The sequence below is a fragment of the Akkermansiaceae bacterium genome, assembly GCA_024233115.1.
Classification (GTDB): Bacteria; Verrucomicrobiota; Verrucomicrobiia; order Verrucomicrobiales; family Akkermansiaceae; genus Oceaniferula.
Window position 1 is genome coordinate 352278 of record JACKQB010000005.1, and the last position, 17457, is coordinate 369734.

Annotated in this window: 11 protein-coding genes; 3 read left to right on the forward strand and 8 right to left on the reverse strand. The window is 57.2% G+C overall.

Translation table 11 applies throughout. From position 1 onward, the window contains the following. Positions 1 to 226 precede the first annotated feature (226 nt). The 5 genes from H7A51_15200 to H7A51_15220 form a co-directional block, all read right to left on the reverse strand. The gene (locus H7A51_15200) at positions 227 to 2530 is read right to left on the reverse strand and encodes a c-type cytochrome (GenBank protein MCP5537565.1); all 2304 of its coding nucleotides are present in this window, start codon (positions 2528 to 2530) and stop codon (positions 227 to 229) included. 13 nt (positions 2531 to 2543) lie between these two features. Beyond that, positions 2544 to 3236, reverse strand: coding sequence for a DUF1080 domain-containing protein (locus H7A51_15205; protein ID MCP5537566.1), 693 nt, complete (start codon positions 3234 to 3236; stop codon positions 2544 to 2546). 111 nt (positions 3237 to 3347) lie between these two features. Then, positions 3348 to 5828, reverse strand: a complete 2481-nt coding sequence (locus H7A51_15210) for a c-type cytochrome (protein MCP5537567.1) — start codon at positions 5826 to 5828, stop codon at positions 3348 to 3350. A gap of 90 nt (positions 5829 to 5918) precedes the next feature. Further along, positions 5919 to 7265: a sulfatase-like hydrolase/transferase gene (locus H7A51_15215; protein MCP5537568.1), complete on the reverse strand. Its 1347-nt coding sequence runs from the start codon at positions 7263 to 7265 to the stop codon at positions 5919 to 5921. A 9-nt stretch (positions 7266 to 7274) separates the two neighbouring features. Then, positions 7275 to 10202, reverse strand: coding sequence for a hypothetical protein (locus H7A51_15220; protein ID MCP5537569.1), 2928 nt, complete (start codon positions 10200 to 10202; stop codon positions 7275 to 7277). Positions 10203 to 10689: 487 nt separating this feature from the next. Here H7A51_15220 and H7A51_15225 point away from each other — a divergent pair, with 487 nt between their 5' ends. Then, positions 10690 to 11133 carry a CBS domain-containing protein gene (locus H7A51_15225; GenBank protein ID MCP5537570.1) on the forward strand — a complete coding sequence of 148 codons (444 nt, stop codon included), beginning with the start codon at positions 10690 to 10692 and terminating at the stop codon, positions 11131 to 11133. Positions 11134 to 11174: 41 nt separating this feature from the next. Here H7A51_15225 and H7A51_15230 read toward each other — a convergent pair whose 3' ends face one another. Continuing rightward, complete coding sequence (locus H7A51_15230; GenBank protein ID MCP5537571.1) at positions 11175 to 11972, reverse strand: ParA family protein; 798 nt, start codon at positions 11970 to 11972, stop codon at positions 11175 to 11177. A gap of 146 nt (positions 11973 to 12118) precedes the next feature. Between H7A51_15230 and H7A51_15235 the strand changes: the two genes are divergently transcribed. Both H7A51_15235 and H7A51_15240 read left to right on the forward strand, forming a co-directional pair. Then, positions 12119 to 15196, forward strand: coding sequence for an SNF2 helicase associated domain-containing protein (locus tag H7A51_15235; protein ID MCP5537572.1), 3078 nt, complete (start codon positions 12119 to 12121; stop codon positions 15194 to 15196). A gap of 46 nt (positions 15197 to 15242) precedes the next feature. Beyond that, the gene (locus tag H7A51_15240) at positions 15243 to 15539 is read left to right on the forward strand and encodes a hypothetical protein (protein MCP5537573.1); all 297 of its coding nucleotides are present in this window, start codon (positions 15243 to 15245) and stop codon (positions 15537 to 15539) included. Positions 15540 to 15685: 146 nt separating this feature from the next. Here H7A51_15240 and H7A51_15245 read toward each other — a convergent pair whose 3' ends face one another. Further along, positions 15686 to 16009, reverse strand: a complete 324-nt coding sequence (locus tag H7A51_15245) for a polymer-forming cytoskeletal protein (GenBank protein ID MCP5537574.1) — start codon at positions 16007 to 16009, stop codon at positions 15686 to 15688. A gap of 91 nt (positions 16010 to 16100) precedes the next feature. Further along, positions 16101 to 17441 (reverse strand): PDZ domain-containing protein, encoded by a 1341-nt coding sequence (locus H7A51_15250; GenBank protein ID MCP5537575.1) that lies wholly within the window; start codon positions 17439 to 17441, stop codon positions 16101 to 16103. Positions 17442 to 17457 lie beyond the last annotated feature (16 nt).

Here is a 17457-nt window from a genome sequence, read left to right on the forward strand (position 1 = left end):
TACAGGGTAGACACGGGTAAAGGCATGGGTAAATAAAAATATGCTACTACCGTAAAACGTGATTTTAAATGATAGAACAAAGCCCCCCCGGCGGGCAGTGGACCGCATGTGAAACCCCGCCACGCGAGGCAGGCCCTACCAGCCACAAGGAGGTGGCAAGCCACGCGCTCTCAATAGGGGTCTATGACAGCCGGGGCCGCAACTGGACGATTGATGAGCGCGAATATTATAATTCAGTCGCTTTGTAAGGCTCGCTCCGGTCTTTGGTGTCGGTGCGGACTTGCTTGACGAGTTTGGCATCCACGGCCTTTGCCTTGTTGCCCCAGCTGTTTCTAACAAAAGTCATGACGTCGGCGATATCCTGGTCGGAAATCGCGGCATTGGCACCGAGTCCAGGCATGGCGAGGGCCGGGGTGTAGACCGTGCCGTCGACCCTAACAGGGCCGGTCATACCGTGAAGCAGAACCTTGGAGAGGCGGGTGGCGTTGCCTGTGACCCATTCCGATTTGACCAGTGGTGGACCGAGGCTGGTGAGGCCATTGCCGTCGTCACCGTGGCAACCTATGCAGGCGGCTTTGGTGGTGAAGACTTCCTGGCCACGTATAAATGAGGCGAGTTCCTTGCCATGGAGGTGTTTGCCTGGAGAGCTGGTTTTGACGGACCTGGCCTGGGATGCAGCCACGATCATTTTTTCCAGTGATGCGTCGGCGACTTTGCCGTGTTGATTGTGGAAATGAGCCGCGTTTTCACCGAGGCCGCTGATGAAGGCTTCACGAAGCAGGTCTGCATTGGGGTTTTTAAGTACGAGTTGCAGCGCTTTTTCCGGTTGGTCCGCGACAGCCAGCGCACGGACCAGGGAGTGTAGGATACGAGCTTCGGGTTTGATCCCATCGATGACATCTACCGTGCTTGGTTCGGAAATCCGCCTGATGGAAACAATATCAAGGGCGGTGGCCACCACCTCGGGATCGGATGATTTCAAAGCGGCTTCAAGGGCTTGGTAGGATTCCAGGTTGAGCCCGTCCAGCGTCCATAGCGCATGGATTTGCCCCAGGGGTTTGGTGTCATCCGAGGCTAGCTCAACCAGTGGTTTGAGCACACTGGTATCGCCGGATTCAACGATCAGGCGTTGCGCGGTATCGCGATGCAGCCCGTTGGGGTGATTGAGGAATTCAACGAGTCGGCCAGCCGCCAATCCTTCCATGCGTGGCACGGGGGATGCGGGGGTGTCGGCATAGCGGATACGGTAGATCCTGCCGGTTGACGGCGGGGTTTTATCCAGACCACGGCTGATGTACTGCTTGCGCAGGTAGGAGGTCATGTAGGTCTTGTGCTGGAGCATACCGAAATACATATCGACCATCCAGAGCGTGCCATCGGGTCCGGTGTAGAGGTTGCAGGGGAGGAACCATTCATCGGTGCTGGCAAGGAACTCATTGGTGCCGAGTGGATGGCTTCCGCTGGGTTTGTTCCAGGCATCGCGGGTGAGCTGGATGGCTTTGACCAGGTCGGCTGATGGTTCGCAGGAGAATGCCATACCCTGTGCCGAGGCGGGGAAGTTATCGCCCCGGTAGATCACGACTCCACATGAGGCGGTGGCGTTGACCAGCTTTCCGTTTTTGTCGAGGGTGCCCTTCATGTATCCCCGGTTAACGCCGGGGGTCATGTGAATCGGGTGGACACGGTTAGAGCCGAGGCGGTGGGTCATTTTGGCCGCGGGAGGATTGCCGGGGTTGCCCCGGAAGAAGTTCGGGCGAAACCGGTCACCTTGCAGCAAGGTGCTGTTGTTGTTGTAGTAGAGCCTTCCCGCATTGTCCTTGGTAATACCCCACTGGCCCCGGTGGTCGGTGGCCTCGGTGACCCATTTGCCGTTGAAACGACGGTAACGCTTGGCGTATTTGGCGCTGTAATACCAGTTGTCGTGGCCGTAGATCAAGCCGTTGGCACCGTGTTCCGGGTTGCCTGCCTTGGCGTAGTCGGGGTCGACAACGATGGGCTCGCCCACTGGGACAAGCCCTTTCCTTTTGATGAAATAGAGGGCGTTGCCACTGGTGTAGAGGCAGCCGTCGCTGGTGACAGAGACGGCGCGTGGCAGCACCAGCCCATCGAGAAAAGTGGTGACCTGATCGGTTTTGCCATCGCCATCGGTGTCCTCCAGCACACGGATGCGGCCATTGGGCGTCTTTTCCCCATTGCCGGAAATATCCGGCATGTAGCTGCGCATCTCACAGGTCCATGCGCGCCCGTTCGCATCGAATGAGATGGCAACGGCCAGATCGACATCGGTGCCGTAGGCTACGGGTTCGATCACGTAACCGCTGGCAATTTTGAAGCTGTTCAGCGCATCCCGCAGACTGAGATAAGGCGACGGCGGTATTTTGGCGGCAGGGATGGGGTCGATCATCTCGTGCCCCTTGCGGTCGCCTTGCTGGGCCGGGCAGACGACCGTGGTGGCCGCAAGGCAGAGGAATGCGCAGAACGCGCTTCGTTGGATCATAGCGACAACGTGGGTGAATACAGGGTGCCCCATCCCGGGGGGGCTACTAGAGCTGCTTCAGGGTCAGGTTGCGCCAGCGGACGTTACATGATTTGCCGCCGTGAACCTGAAGCCCGAAAAAGCCTTCGCGGGTATCGTGCTTGGGGTCTTTATCAACATAATCGACACGTTTCTCGCCGTTGAGCCAGGTCTGGATGTGGTTGCCCTGGCAGCGGATCACGATGGTGTTCCATTCCGTCCATTTGAAGAGTTTCTTCCCTTGGGCGGTGAATTTGGCGCTGTGCTCCTTGTCCGTTTGTTTGGGGAAGAGCCAACCGCGACGGGCTTCGTCATAGAGTCCGGCGCTCCATGAGCGGTCGGTGTTGTCGCCTTCGCACTGGTAACCGTTGACCCGGCCGTTGCCATCCTTGGAGGGCTTTTGGAGGGCGCGGAACATCAGGCCGGAGTTGCCGGTCCGGTCGTCGAATTTAAATTCATAGCTAAGCTCGAAGTCGCCGTAGGTTTTCTCGGTGCGCAGGAAGGTGTTGCCCCTGACGTTTTTACCAAACCCGACGATACATCCGTCTTCGACTTTGTACTGGCCGTTGCCGCCGACTACTTTCCAACCATCAAGTGTTTTGCCATCGAAGAGCTGGATGGTTTTGCCGGCTTCTGCCGCAGGTTTTTCCTTGGCCACGTCTTTGGCGTGGGCGCAGGAGATCAAGGGGATGAGTCCGAGGAGTAGGAGAGTTGATTTCATGGTGTTGTTATTTTACTGGATTACTTAGGTATGTATACGACCAAATTTCCGAGTTTCTAGGATGAAATGCGGAACAGTTTTTTATGTTTTACGACAGCAGGTCAGCTTCATCTATTTTCCAGTGAGGAAAAGCATCAGATCGCGGAGTTCACCGGGGTTGAGTGCGTTGATCAGCGATGGGGGCATGGGTGAGACGGGTGAGATGCTGCGGTTGACGATGTTTGATTTTACGACAGGTATTTGCTGGGTGAAATCGAAGGCGCTGCTGGCGACATACACGTGGGTGGCGTCCTCCTTGATGATCCTGCCGAGGACCTGGCTCTTGTCCTTGAGGTGGAGGATGGTGAAATGATATTGCTCGGAGACGACTTCCGAGGGGTCGAGGATGGCGGCGAGGATATCCCTTTTGGAAAAGCGTCCGCCGAGATTACTGAGTTCGGGGCCAGAGCTTCCACCTTCCCCCGTGTGGGTGTGGCAGTGGGCGCAGAGGGTGGCCTGGAACATCCGTCTGCCGTTTGCCGCGTCCGCCTTGCTGAGGTCGGCGACTGCAGCGAGAGCCTGCTCGATGGTCCACACGCGGCCCGGGCCCTTGGCGGTCGGCATGGGGGTGGCTGGTGGTGTGTACTTGGGCGCTTTTTCCGCGATGGCCTTGAACTCGGCAGGAAGTTTGCTGAGGGCTTCCATGCGGATGTTGTTGACAAAGCCCTTGTAGCTCATGCCGCCGGTTTTGGATTCGGCTTTGTTGAGCCAGGTGAAGTAGGCGGTAACGTGTGCCGGGGTCCATCCGACGCGGGCATTTTTCAACATCAGGGCATAATGAAGCGCCTGGGTGTCCGGTTGGTTGTTCTGCATGTTGACAAAATGGTTGCCGTATCTGTCGTTGCCCTTGATGACGTCAGCCGGGATGTCCTCTTTGACCGCGACCGAGGTTTGGATGAGGTAGATGGTTTTTGCCACGGCGCTCGCTGAGTCGAGGTAGATGAGCAGTCGGCAAAGCTCCCGATTCAGCGAGGGGTCGGCAGACGGGTAGGCATTTTCCATTTTTTGCGCGAAGCTGGACTTGGTGGCGGCGTCCGGTTCGCCGAGCCGGATAAACACGAGCGCGACGGCACGCATGTATTCGAGTTGTTGGGTTTTTGTTAGTTTGGCAAAATCGAGTGCCAGCAGTTTGGAAACGGCGAGTTGGCGATCACCCTTGCAGCGGGCAAGGGCGATGCTGGCGGTGATGATCGTCTGGGGATCGGTGCTGGTTTTGAACAGGGGTGTCCAGTCGGTGACGGGAAGGGTTTCAAGCGACACCCGGGCGGCGTAGCGCAGGGTACGGTCGGGATGGCAGAGCGCCGGCCAGAGGAACTCCGGATCCCGCGACTGCTGGACATCACGCAGTTGTTTCTGCTCCTTGGATGGGGTGGTGCTGATGGTTCCCTGGGTGTTTTCTTGGCCCACATAATCGATACGATACAGCCCCGACTGGATACGCCGTCCTCCTGTTAGGAAATACATTGACCCATCGGGACCGATGGCGGCGTCGGTCAGTGGCAGTGGTTTTCCCGAGACAAAAGTCTCGCGTTCAGCGCGGTAGCTGTGGCCATCCGGGATGAGGTGGATGGCGTAGATGATGCCGAATGTCCAATCGAGCGCGTAGTAGGCCTTCCGGTATTTCAGGGGAAACCTGGCGCCGGTGCCAAAGAGCACGCCGGTGGGGCTTCCGGGACCGATGTTGATGACCGGGCCGAGGCTATCGGCGTAATAATCCGGCCACTTGGCGGTGCCGGTGCGCCAGCCGTAATCGCCCCCCCTGATCAGATGGAGGATACGGGTGGGGCGATACCAGGGGGTTCCAATATCCCATTCCATGTCGGAGTCGTAGCCGAAGATGTCTCCGGTCGGGCTCACGGCGATATCGTAGGTATTACGCATGCCGGTGGCGATGATTTCCTGTTGTTTGCCGTCGGGTGAGAGACGGAGCAGGGTGCCCCCTGGTGCCCTGATATTGGCTGCGTGGCCGCGGGCGTCAGGTTGGTGAGGGTGGAGGGTGTCCTCGGCCCAGTTTTTGTTAGTAATGGAGCTTGCCGTGGTGGGCGGCGGTGAATGGTTGCCGATAACGAGATAAAGCCCTTTGCCATCGGCCGTCTTAACCAGTCCGTGTGGTCCGTGTTCGCCACCGACTTTGAGTGGGAGAATCAGTTCGGTTTGATCAAAGTTGCCATCCTTGTTGGTATCGGTGAGGCGATAGATGCCGGGTTTGCTTTGATGGTAACGGGCGTGGGATGTGACGTAGAGACTGCCAAAGGCCCAGCACAGACCTTGTGCATTACCGGGCGCGGCGAGAGCTGCCTTGTCCGCTATTTTTCCATCCTTGAGCGTGAGCCGGTAAAGCTTTCCATACTGGTCGCAGACGAAGAGCTTGCCGTCATCGCCGAAACACATGGAGACCCACGAACCCTCGGTTTCGGGATCGACATTGTAGATAAGCTGGGTTCGGAATCCGTCGAGTGTGGTGAGTTGGACAGGTTCTGCCGGCTTGGCGGCACAAGTGAGGGAAGTAAGGGCGCAAAGGATCAGAGCTGGGTGGATTCTTGGTGAGGGCATAGTGTATAAGTTACGTTGATACGTGTATTACCATTCCTGTTTTTCAGAAATCAAGGTGTGTCCTGTGCTTTCGGAGGCGGGTTGTCCGGCTCAGGGGGATGGGGCCTGAGGCACCGGATGCCATGCTTCGATGGCTTTTTTCAGGCGATCGACGATTTCCGGATGTGAGGACGACAGCTCGGACTGTTCGTGAGGATCGTCTTTGAGGTTGTATAACCTGACCGGCTCCTTGTCCCAGATGTGGAGTTTTTTGTACTGCGTGCTGTCATTGCCGGGGTAGCGTACCAGGAGTTTCCAGTCGCCCTCGACACACCAAAGGTATTGCAAGGTCTCGTCGGGGTTGGCTGTGGATATGTTATGACTGGAGTGACAAACGCCAAAAACACGCTTGCGGGTTTGTCGCGACCTGGCATCGAGTAAATTGATCCCCGGAAGCCCGTCTGGAGCCTTCAGACCTGCCGCCGCAGCAATGGTGGGGAAGAGGTCGATGGCATGGGCCAGGTCGGGAACCCGCGAGGCGGAGACGTGGCCGGGCCATGAGATCATCACCGGTGTGCGGGTGCCGTTTTCGTAGGGTGAAGCCTTGGACCGCAGGGCGAAGCGAGGCCAGGTTTTTTGATTCGGGTCATCTTTGTTTGTGCTGGCGGGAGCCCAGCCGTTGTCGCAGATATAGATGACCATGGTGTTGTTGGTGAGTTTTTTTTGATCGAGGTAATCGAGCAGTTCGCCGCAGGTTTCATCGAACCATTCACACATGGCATAGTATTTGGCAAGGTCATCGGCGCGACCGGCCTGGGTGTATTTCCCGAGGATCCGTTCCGGTGGATTATGGGGTGTGTGTGGTAAAAGGGGGGCGTACCAGAGCAGGAATGGCTTGTTCTCTTTGGTGGCATGATCGATGAAGTCGGTGACGGGTTTGAGGCCGGTCCGACCGATTTTGAGGCCCGCGTCGCCGTGTCGACCGCCGCGTTTTGGATCGCCATGGGTCATCCCGTGGGTGAAGCCACCGTCCTGCCACGAGCCTTCCCACCATTTTCCCGACTGATGCGCCAGGTATCCGTTGGATGTCAGGAGTTTGATGAAACTGGGGTGTTGGTGGAACTTTGCTCGCAGAGGGATGTCCAGCTGGGCGCGGTTGTTTTTGCCATCGACATCGTTGCCGGTAATCCCGTGTTGAAACGGATAGAGTCCGGATGCCATCGAGGCAAGTGAGGGTCGGCACAGTGGCGCCGCGACGTAGCCGTTAGGCATGACCAGACTGCGGGCAGCCAGCTTGTCCAGGTGCGGGGTTTTGATATCCGGATGACCCATAAACCCATAATCGGTCCATGACTGGTCGTCGCTGAGGATGAATACGATGTTGGGAGGCTGTGCTGAAGATGTTAGAGCGAGGAGGATGGATGCAAGAAGAGTTAGGGGGGGTAGGGATAATTTCATGGGTTCTACTTATTGGATGATTACTGTCGAAGTGGTATGGAGCTTGACCTCGCCGAGGCTTGGTTTGTTGTTGGAGGTTGAGGTTACGGTGATTTGTAAGGAGTTTTTTCCGGGTTTCAATGTGTCTGTGACGTCGAGAGCAAACGGCGGCATCCAGAGAGTGTCGTAGACTTTACCGTTGAGCTTGACCTTGGCCATGACAGAGACCTTGCCGAGGTCGAGCTTGATGCGCTGGTGGTTTCCAAATGATTGGGGCAGGTCGAATGTAGTTTCCTTCGAGACGGTAAACCCATTTTCATCTAATCGGGTCGATCTCCACGGGCTGTTGATGGTGTGGCTTTGGGGAGCATGTTTGATGATGGCCTGACGTCTGGACTCATCACTCAGGGTCAGTGCGTAGGAGCCGGGATTGGAGGATTCAGCTGTTAGTTTGTTGGTTTGATCATAGCAAAGGGCGAGGTCTGCCGGGGGGATGTCTTTGCCGTCAAGTTGCACGCTGACTACGGATGGTTGGCTTGGTTTGTTTCGGAAAACGATAAAACAAGAATCCGATTGATCGTGCACGTTGATGGTGATTTTAGTGCCATTGTTGACCGGTTTGTAACGGGCCAACTTCGTGATCCGGCCTGTTACCGGGTTAAACAATTCAGGGGCGGTTCCGTAGACACGCAGGGTGGCTTCGAATGTCCCTGGTTTCTTGAAGTTGGAAAGGAAGAAGATCATGCCGCCGCTATCGAGTTGTCGGGCTTTCCAACGGACCGGGCAGCTTGTTTCCGAGACGATCGGGCTGATGCCGATGTCCTGCAACGCGTCAGCGCCTACCGGCACCGCGTCGATGAATTTGCCACCTTGTTTTTTCAGGGTGTCGAGTTTTTTGAGCACCTGCGGGCGGAGGTATTTCGCCTTGGGTAAGGCTAGGACCTGCCATCGTGCGGCAATGCGCCCGGGCTTGTGTTCGTCGTAAACCACCCACTCGCCGTCGACGACGTGTAGTTTTCTCAAAATGGCGTCGGAGCCGATGTAGTCATAATCGTAACCCGCAGCAACGGGATTGGCCGGGCCGGTCATCTGCGGGGCGAAGTCACCGATGTAGACGGCGACGTCGGCAAGCGGTGTTCCTTGTTGCAGCATATAGTGGCAGCGTTGCAGGTAGCTAACCCAATCGCGCGACTGTGTAAACCAGGGGGTGTTGCGGTGAAAGGCGGTGCCAAACCAGGGGTTTTTGCCCGGTGCACCATCGCGTGGCTGGTGGGCGTAGACGTGGAGGACAAAATGGTTGATACCCTCGCAAAACAGCTCTTCCCCACGTGCCTTGAAGGTGTAGGGGTGATGACCGAGGTTGATTTTGCTCGTGTATGCCTCGGCATACACCCTGCGTTTTCCGTAGATGTGCGCGGCCGAGCTGGCGGCCCTGCATTCGATCGCGCCCAGGGTTCCGGTCGACCAGAACTCACCGCCGACCTCGTCCGACTGGCCACCGTAACTCAGGAAATCGCCGGGAAATCCCCAGTGGCCGTAGTTTTCACACCAGAGGGTGAGCCCGTGTTTATGTGAAATCTCCCGGAGTCCCGCAATATAGTATTCAGAGATCATATCGGACACGGTGCGGCGCAGGTCCCATAAAAACTGGTCCGAGGTCCTGGCACTGTCTATCACCCGCCCGGTCATCACAGGCAGCATGGAAATAGGATCGTAGCCATTGCGTTTTTCGAAATCAGGGGCAAATCCATCGGTCCAGTTCTGGGCTCCCTTTTCATAACTATCTATTGTAATGCCCTTGAAGGCCGACTTTTCATCCGGTGATATTTCCCTGAGCAATTTGCCAAACATCGCGTTGAAATGATGTTCGGTGTGCACCCGGCTCAGTTTGTCGCACTCCAGTCCTGTGGCTTCCTCCGGTGCGGGTGAGTTCTTGACACCCGTGGTGACCATGCCGAAGTAGATGACCGTCCAGTTGCCAGTTGGCAGTGTGCAGTTCAAAACACCTGAGGCATCCATGTTTTTTGTTAGGTTGAGAATGCTTTCCCGTGGGATGATTGTTGACGGGTCATCCGGCTCGACCGAGTCGGGAAAAATATAGGACTTCCAGGTCGGTGTGGGGGTCGGGTGGACGCGGCCCAGTTGTTTTTCGATCACCTGGGCAACCATGGGTGCGGAGGTGAGAACGACCTTGCACTTGGGCGCCGGCACCAGCTCGAATTCCTGGGTCCTTGCCTCTTTAAAACCAAATGACTCGATTCCGTTCGGCAGGAAGTCGGTTTTTTTACTTCCTCCCGCGGCATGGATCGCGGCTACAAGTCTCCGTTTGCCGTTTTCGAGTGCGTAGAGTTTTCCTTTTGCCTTGCCGTGCACCACGAGAGCGCGGGCGGCAAACGGCCCGGTGTGGCTGAAGCTCAGGGCATTACCGCGTTTTTTGCCGATGACCGATATGGCATCAAGCTCGGGAACGGCGAGCACGGCAATGTCCTGGCTCTGCGGGATGTTCGCGGGTCGCACTTTCTGGGAAAACGTGCCGCCCTTCGCGGGGTATTCATGCCAGCTGACCCGACGCATCGACTGCTCGGGTTTGATCCACGGGCCACCCGACTGGCTCCATCCGGGCCCGTTGAACATCGTGATATCGATCGAAAGTCGATGCGCCTCCTTCAAGGCATGTCGGGTGATGGAATACCATTCGGGCGAAAACATCTTTACCGGCCCTCCGCCCATGATGTTCCCAATCATGGCACGGTTGATGCCGACCTTGGCCATGGTCTCGAGATCCTTGGTGACGCCATCCTTGGTGATGTCGTTGTCAAGCCAGTACCAGTAGCACCAAGGTTTCGTATTCTCGGTCGGATTTTTAAAACCCTCGTCAAGGCTGGCGGCGACGGTGGCTGTAGGGAGTGCAGACAGCGACAAGGTGGTAGCGATGGCGACAATGGATCGTTTTATCATCAGTGAATGGGTGTTTGGAAAGCGTGTGGAATCCACTGCTGTTTGATGAGTTTCTCAGATACGGCACCAGATACGGCATATGACCTGTGACCGGTTGCCCCCGGCGCGGGTGATCGCGATAGAGGGGAAGAGGATGAGCACTGGCTGTATGTGTTTCATCCAAGGAAACAACTTTATGCAGGAAAAAGCGGCAGCGAAAGAAGAAAGAATAAACGGGAAAGCCGTTGAGGAAAAATCCACGGATAATTAGAAGGTAGGCAAGGGGAGCGTCGACGGGAAAAGGAAAAAGTAATGCAGGCCCGACCTGGCTGTCGCCGTAAAAATGGATCACAGCGTAACGCACCAGCGTTGCCCACTTTGGTAAGGTGGTCTAACGATTCGCCATCAAATACGGTTTAAACCGCGGCCTTGGTTTGATCCTTTCCGGATGAAGGTCACGCTGCCTGGCGATTGACAAAGGGGTTTCCTTTTCATAGGTTGAGTAACTATGGAACAGTCAATCGCGGAAATTATTCAAGAAAACAAAGGCCGGATCTGTAAGATCGACCCCACAGCAACCATCAAAGAAGCATCCAAGCTGATGAAGGCGGAGCGGGTGGGGGCGTTGCTTGTGATGAACGGGGAGAGGGTGATCGGCGTGTTGACCGAGCGCGATATTGTCTATCGCGTGATCGCCGTTGACCGGGATATTGAAACCACCCAGGTGCACGAGGTGATGTCCAAGGATGTGGTGGTGGTGAAGGCGTCACTCACAGTGCGGGATGCGATGAGGGTGATCTCGGAAAAACGTTTCCGGCACTTGCCTGTTGTATCCAATGGCAAACTTGTCGGGGTGGTATCCAGTGGCGACCTGAACAGCAGGATCGTCGCGGAACGGGAAGGTGTGATCGATACCTTGTACGATTACATCTACGGCACCTATCCTGGATAATCAGTTCATGCCGCTGACGCGGAGGTTGTACTGCAAGGGGTTTATCCGGCTGCCGCGATAGGTGGCCCGCAGACGGCGTGGCGGGTGAGGAATTCATCAGCGCAGCCGCCGTAGGCCTGGGCGCCGTTTCCTCCGGGATCGTGCTCGAAGATGGTTATACCGTGACTGGGTGCTTCACCGATCCGGATCGATCGTGGAATCACCGTGTTGTAGAGCTGGGACGGGAAATAGTTGGCAACCTCCTCGACAACCTGTCGGGATAGGTTGGTGCGCCCGTCATACATGGTCATGAGGATTCCTTCGAGGATCACATCCGGATTGGCTCCGGTGTCGCGGATCTGTTCGATCACCTGGACAATCTTGGCCAGGCCCTCAAGGCCAAACCACTCGCACTGGAGCGGGATCAGGATTTCATCGGCGGCGGCGAGAGCCGAGGTCATCAGCACACCGAGCGACGGTGGGGTGTCGAGGATACAGAAATCGTAGCCATTATGCTGCTTCATCCCGGAAAGCAGGCCACGCAGGCGCATCAGGTGGTCATCCATGCGGGCGAGCTCAATCTCCACACCGGCCAGGTCCATGCCGGATGGAATCAGGGAGAGGTTGGCCAGGCGCGACGGGATGATTTTTTCCTCCATCGCACATTCTCCGAGCAAGGGGTAGTACATGCTCTCGCGGCCATCGGGTTCGTGGCCGATACCACTGGTGGCGTTGGCCTGCGGGTCGAGGTCGAGGAGCAGAATACGCTGCCCACGTGCCGCCAGGGCAGCTGAGAGATTGATGGCGGTGGTGGTCTTTCCGACGCCTCCTTTTTGGTTGGCGATAGCAACGATTTTCATTTTTTTAAAAATTGAGAGATCCAGGTGGTCGCAGAGCTGGAAATGAAACATGCACAATTCCAGCGTCTGACCAAAGATAAAAAACCATGATCTTTAAACGCGGCATTGCACTGTAGCCACATTGCGTCAATCTGGGGCCGGAAACGATGCAGATTACGGAGCAATGGGTAGGTCAGTCGGCGGGAGGACGGGTTTTTAAGGATGCCCGTGCCCTGCTTCGTCTCGGCAAGGTGGCGCAGGTGACACGCAAGGATTCCAGCGAGGGTGCCGTCTTTCAAGGACAGGTGGGGACAGGAAACAGGCCCATGCGCGTGGTGGTCAAGGTCTTGGGGCCGACCCAGGTGAAAAACCTCTGCGGCTGCACCATGGCCCGGTCCACAGGCGCCATGTGCGAGCACGCGGCGGCTTTGCTGTTGGCGAGTATACCATCGGAGGCCGCTCCCCGGAAACAGGATCAAACAGGGGGGCGGGATCACCGGCTGCCACCGGAGCCGTGCAAGGGACATCCAGTGATGCCGCTGGAAGTGCGGCTATCTCCGCGTTTTCCTCATGAGGCGGTCCGGGCAATTCATTTGAAACGTGCCGAGGGGGCTGAGGTCAATCAAGCGGACCGAACCCTGACTCAATGGCTGACGGCACATGTGGGCCAGGCCGGTGCGGCGATGTTGTCGCTGCCCGAGGATCAACTGGCGGGGTTTTATCAATCGCTGGACGGACACACCCGCGTTTACAGCGGTGACACGCATCTCGTCATCCAGTCAGCCGTGTTACGTCCCTCGCTGGATCTTGAGCTGGAGTCGGGTGACGAGGGTGATGTCATGTGGCTGAAACTCGGCGGGGGAGATGGTGCCCAGCAGGAGCTGGTCATGCTGGGTGGAAAACTGGCCGAGTGGGACAGCTGGCTTGGGCAATTGGCGGTGGCTTCCTCCGACACCCAACAGCTCGGCAGTGCAGTTGATCTGAGTGAGCTGTTAGCCGGAGACTGGCTGCAGATGGATGCCGGTGATTTTGTTCAATCATTGGAGCTGATGGCTGGGGCTTTCCAGCTTCCGGGCGATCTCGGTGGGCTCGATATCCATGAGGCCGAACCCGTGATTGAGCTGGAGATAGCGGGTTCCACCCGGGCTTTGCAGGCACGTTTGGTGGCGGTTTACGCAGAAAATGCCCGGCTTCCATTGGCCTCGACCCACCAGGTTTCGGTGGAGTTTCCCCTGGCATCCGACCAGCCGGGGCAGTGGCTTGTGCGTAACCCCGAGTATGAGCAACAGGCGATTGCCCGGTTGATGGAGTCCGGCTTCCAGGTGCTTGAAGCCTCTGGCTCCCTGTTTCTACGGGGCGAAGACGAGGTGATTGATTTTCTAACAACGATGTTGCCGGCGCTCCGGCAGCAGTGGGTGGTGAAGACGGAGGCGAAGCTCGTGCAGGTGGAGTCGAAGCTGGACCGCATCGTACCGCGGGTTGAGGTGGAGGGGGGTGGTCGCCAAGCGGGAACCGATTGGTTGGCCTGTGAGGTGTCATGGCAGGTGGGAGGTGAGACGCTCGACCGTGATACGGTCAGGAGACTGCTGCAGTCGGGTAGCCGCACCTTGTCACTGCCACGCGGAGGCAAGGCGGTGATTTCTCACTTCGATGCCGAGGTGATGGAGGGTTTTTTGCTGGATACCGATCCTCGGCAGGAGGATGGGCGGTATTATTTTCCTGTGCAGCAGGAGGCCTATCTGCAACGACTGAGGGCATTTTATGGCGCGCATGGACCCACGGAAGAAGAGCCGGTTCCGGCACTCCCCGATGAGCTGGCTGCCCAACTGCGTGCCTATCAAACCGAGGGGGTCGAGTGGCTGTATCGTAGTGCCGTGCGCACGGGTGGCGCACTCCTTGCCGATGATATGGGCTTGGGGAAAACTTTGCAGACCTTGGCGTTTGTCCAGCATTGGAAAACCCACGGAGGGGATGCCGCCAGGGGGCCGGCCTTGGTGGTCTGTCCTGCCACTCTGTTAGGAAACTGGCGTGATGAGGCGGCGAAGTGGGTGCCCCGTCTGAACGTGCTGGTGATGCACGGCCCGCGACGCAAGGATTATTACGAGGTGATGGAGGTGGCTGATATCATTGTCACCAGTTATGCCTTGCTCGACAAGGATTGTGCGCACTATCAGAAAATCCAGTTAGGCGCGCTGATTCTTGATGAGGCCAGTGCGATCCGTAATCCGGATACCATCGCGGCGAAGGCGGCGAGAAAAGTGAAGGCCGCATGCCGGGTTGCCATCACGGGCACCCCGGTCGAAAACAGTGTCCGTGACCTGTGGTCGGTCTATCAGTTTCTCATGCCTGGATACCTCGGGGGGCGGGAGGACTTCCGGCGTCGATACGAGGTTCCCTGCGCGGCGGAAGTGCCCGACCGTGTGGCGATGCAGCGACTCCGCTGGCGCACCAGTCCATTTATGCTGCGGCGGACCAAATCCCTGGTCGCCAAGGATCTGCCACCAAAGATCGAAAGTGTCGTCTGGTGTGACCCCTCACCGATGCAGCGGGACCAATACCAGGCGATCCTCCGTCACGGGGCGGAAAAGGTCGACCAGCTCCGGGCGCAATCAGGTAAGGACGGCGCGCGGATGCAGATGTTGACCGTGCTCCTGAGGCTCCGGCAGAGCTGTTGTGATCTACGGTTGTTGGATGATAAGCTGAAGGGAAAATCCTTGTCGGATGTTTCCGCCAAGCTGGCCCGACTGATGGAGCTTCTCGACGAGGCGCAACGTGGTGGCCATCGGGTGTTGGTGTTCAGCCAGTTTACATCCATGCTGGCATTGATCCGGGAGGAGCTTGATCGGGAGGATATCGACTATTGTTATCTCGACGGCTCGACACTTGACCGCGCGGGCGTGGTGGACCGTTTCCAGAAACCCGGTGGTCCTCCTGTTTTCCTGATCAGCCTGAAAGCCGGTGGTTATGGACTGACGCTGACGGCGGCAGACACGGTGGTCTTGTTTGACCCCTGGTGGAATCCGGCGGTGGAGGCGCAGGCGGCCGACCGGATTCATCGTATCGGCCAGACCAAACCAGCCACGATTTATAAGTTGATTACCCGCGGGACGGTCGAGGAAAAAATACTCCGCCTGCAGGAGCGGAAACGCAGCGTGATCACCGCCGCCATGGGTGACGTCGGTGATGAATCGGGTCCGATGATGACAGGGCTAACCGAGCGCGAAATGCTGGAGTTGCTTGAATGACCGAAATGTAACTTGATCATCTCCATTCTGCATGTATGAATGGAGTATGAATGCAAAAGAACTTGCGAGATCTGCATCAAGTGGGGGAAATCCGCCTGCGGGGCTCAGTGATGCGGTAAAGGCACTCTGGCTGGCCCGTGCGGGAAGATGGGGTGAAGCGCATGACCTGTGCCAGGAGGTTGACGGATACCAGGGTGCCTGGGTGCATGCCCACCTACACCGGGTCGAGGGTGATCTGGACAATGCCGGTTACTGGTATGAGCGGGCAGGGAAACCACAACCCACCGGCCAGGAGGGCCTGGGAGAGGAGTGGTTGGAGATGGCCGACGAGCTGTTGGAGTGAATCATTGGAGCAATGCGCAGGCGAAGAAGTCTAACAGCATCGCATGCGTTTCCCTTCCTTTGTGGAAAATACTCGGACCGACCCATAAAAAAACCGACGCCTGGAGGCGTCGGTTAGGGTAAAGGTTGATTGATGGGGGTGATGGTTTAGTTACCTCCGATGTCAGTGCGGCCGGAGAGGACGGCGCCTTCCTCCATGCTGAGCATCTTGGTTTTGATATCGCCATCGAGCTTGGAGTTGGTTTTGAGTTCGCAGCGCTCGGAGGTGATCGTGCCTTGGACCTTGCCAAAGAGTTTCACTTCGCCGGCTTTGATGTCGCCTTTGACAATTGCATTTTCACCGATGGTGACCTTGCCCTTTTCAGAGGTGATTTCGCCTTCAACTTTTCCATCAATGACCATGTCATTACTAAACTTGATGGAACCGGTGATTTCGATTCCATTCGCGAGAACGTTGGTTGCATTCGCCATAACGATTGGCAATGTGACTGGGTTTAACAGGAAGGCAATCAAACAATTTAAAAATAATCATTAAGATCCCTTGACGATGGGTTGGCCAGGTTCAGCGTCCGTTCTCCTGGTCTGCCCTCATTTTGCGCAGGGCGTCTTCGATTTTGCGCAGGTTCTCGGAGTTTTCATCGTTGTTTCGTCTGGTTTCCTCGAGAAGGCGGCGGACTTTGCCGATGGTATCCTCCTCATCCGCTGGCACGGCCCTTGGGGCGACTCTGGAGTTTTCCGGGTAGAGGTTACGGCTGTTGCGGCCGTACCGGGGCGCGTAACGAGGGTCTTCGGTATTGTTTCCACTTGCCAGGGCGTTGTCCACTGGTTGGGGTTTGGTGGCGAGGACCTTCTGGATGGTGGACGTCGGGATCACATAGGTTTTGATCCGGCTGCCGCGGGCGATGGTGATACCGACAATGTTGCCATCGAGGTCGGCCACGGGGGCTCCGGTGTCGTAGGGGGCGATCGGCATGTCCGTCTGGATCACACTTGGGAAATTGGAGCGCACATGGCTTGGGACCGTACCCATCCTTTGCATGCGTTCCATCCGTTCGCGGGGGACGCGGCGGATATCCTCGTCGTCTGCCCTGGAGCCGAGCTGCACGGTGGCGGTTTTTTCAACCACGCCGCGGCGGTAGCTGATGTTGATCTTCGATCCGGGCACGAGACGCTGGAGCAGGTTGCGCATTTCCATCGCTCCGGTGATCGCGGTCTGGTCGACCGATATGATCACATCGCCATCGCGTAATCCTGCGCGGTCGGCAGCGGAGTCCGGCATGACTTGCTTCAAGGGCACGCCGTCTTTTCCTGCGGAGGCGAAGTCCATCATCACCCCCAGATAAGCCTTGTCACTTTCGCGCAGGCTGCGTTCCTTGACGCTGACCACCCCAAAGCCCTCGACCTTGCCGTCGGGTCGGGCAAGGACAACAAAGTTCCCCAGCTCCGGCCGTGCAGCTGCCGTCAGATCCAACGGGGTGAGCTTGGTGTCCGAGCCCTCGATACTGAGCAGGGCGAGGTCGTGCTCCGGATAGACGCCTGATACTTTGGCGGGATGCTGTTTGCCTTCGGGGGTGGTGACCACGAGTTGGGCGCGGGCGTTTTTAACCTCGCTCCACTTGGTCAGGATCACGGGATGGGTGGCGCCGGGAGTCAGGACGACGGTGCCATAGGATATCCGGCTATGGCGATAACTGATGGCCACGGTGCTTTTTGCAGCTTTGGCGATAGCCGGTTGGGAGGCGTTAAAAAAGCCGGCGGCCTGGTCCTTGAGGCCCTGGACCTCGGAGGGCTTCAGGTTGGCCAGGGGATCGGGCATCCGCATGCTGTTCTGGGCAGGTGCCTGGGAAATCAGGCCAAGCGCAGTGATGGATGTAAATGCAATGTGTAAAAGGGAGCGTTTCATGATGATTATGAAAAGG

What these genes read in the sequence shown, in the direction of transcription:
- H7A51_15200 (MCP5537565.1), bottom strand. Translation starts at nt 2,530, where the DNA reads ATGGGGCACCCTGTATTCACCCACGTTGTCGCTATGATCCAACGAAGC.
- H7A51_15205 (MCP5537566.1), bottom strand. Translation starts at nt 3,236, where the DNA reads ATGAAATCAACTCTCCTACTCCTCGGACTCATCCCCTTGATCTCCTGC.
- H7A51_15210 (MCP5537567.1), bottom strand. Translation starts at nt 5,828, where the DNA reads ATGCCCTCACCAAGAATCCACCCAGCTCTGATCCTTTGCGCCCTTACT.
- H7A51_15215 (MCP5537568.1), bottom strand. Translation starts at nt 7,265, where the DNA reads ATGAAATTATCCCTACCCCCCCTAACTCTTCTTGCATCCATCCTCCTC.
- H7A51_15220 (MCP5537569.1), bottom strand. Translation starts at nt 10,202, where the DNA reads ATGATAAAACGATCCATTGTCGCCATCGCTACCACCTTGTCGCTGTCT.
- H7A51_15225 (MCP5537570.1), top strand. Translation starts at nt 10,690, where the DNA reads ATGGAACAGTCAATCGCGGAAATTATTCAAGAAAACAAAGGCCGGATC.
- H7A51_15230 (MCP5537571.1), bottom strand. Translation starts at nt 11,972, where the DNA reads ATGAAAATCGTTGCTATCGCCAACCAAAAAGGAGGCGTCGGAAAGACC.
- H7A51_15235 (MCP5537572.1), top strand. Translation starts at nt 12,119, where the DNA reads ATGCAGATTACGGAGCAATGGGTAGGTCAGTCGGCGGGAGGACGGGTT.
- H7A51_15240 (MCP5537573.1), top strand. Translation starts at nt 15,243, where the DNA reads ATGAATGCAAAAGAACTTGCGAGATCTGCATCAAGTGGGGGAAATCCG.
- H7A51_15245 (MCP5537574.1), bottom strand. Translation starts at nt 16,009, where the DNA reads ATGGCGAATGCAACCAACGTTCTCGCGAATGGAATCGAAATCACCGGT.
- H7A51_15250 (MCP5537575.1), bottom strand. Translation starts at nt 17,441, where the DNA reads ATGAAACGCTCCCTTTTACACATTGCATTTACATCCATCACTGCGCTT.